This window comes from Thermus sp., from assembly GCF_056332225.1.
The window spans coordinates 1-792 of the sequence record NZ_JBWGQW010000169.1 but is presented as its reverse complement, the minus strand read 5'-3'; the positions used below and the strand labels follow the sequence as shown (position 1 = coordinate 792).

General features: G+C 74.9%; 1 protein-coding gene and 1 pseudogene. Both read left to right on the top strand.

The annotated features are described in order from the left end of the window. Nucleotides 1-314: toprim domain-containing protein (locus AC01Y6_RS10705; protein WP_476671512.1), on the top strand; the 314-nt coding region annotated here is incomplete at its 5' end. Nucleotides 315-324: 10 nt separating this feature from the next. Continuing rightward, a pseudogene (locus AC01Y6_RS10700) lies at nucleotides 325-792 on the top strand (hypothetical protein); the annotation flags it as partial.

The following is a 792-nucleotide window of genomic DNA, read 5'->3' as shown; positions in this document are numbered from 1 at the left end:
TCCTGGTGGTGGAGGGGGAGCTCAACGCCGTGGCCCTCTACCTGGCCGTGGGGGACCTCCTGGACGTGGTGGGGGTGGCCGGGGTGAACGGCACCCTGCCGAAGCCGGACGGCAGGCCCACCTTCCTCCTCCTGGACGGGGACGAGGCGGGGAGAAGGGCGGGGGAGAGGTGGCAGGCGGAGCTCGGGGGCTACCTGCTCGCTCCCCTCGAGGGCGGCGACGCGTGCGAGGTGGCCTCGGAAAAGGGGCGGGAGGCCCTTCGCAAGGAGGTCCTGGCCCGGGTGGCGGAGGCCTTCCTGGAGGCGGGTGTATAGAATGGACCCCGTGAAAGCCGAGCTCGTCCCCTTCGGCGAGGGCCACCTCCTGGTCTCCGAGGCGGGGGTGTTCGCCCTGGCGGAGGAGGCGGCGAAGGCCGAGGCCCTGGGCCGGGAAGCCTACGCCCGCCTCGCCCTCCCCGTGGTGCCCCTGGTGGTGGGGAGCTATCGGGAGGGGTACCACCAGGGGGTCCTCCACGTGGCCTCCCTGGAGGGGCACCTAAAGAGCCTGCCCCGGGTCCTCTCTCCGGAGGCGGTGGAGCGCCTCGCCGCCTTCCTCAAGGGGGAAGGGGAGAGGCCGGAGGTGCGGCTCCAGCTCCCGGAGGCGGGGAAGGCCGGGGAGGCCTCGCCCGCCGAGGCCCCACCCGCCTTGGCCTGGAGGAGGGTGGCCAGGGAGGAGGCCCCCACCCTCCGGGTGGCCGTCCCCCTTCCGCCCGCCAGGCCGCCCGTGTCCAGGCCCCCGCTCCTTCCCCGGGCC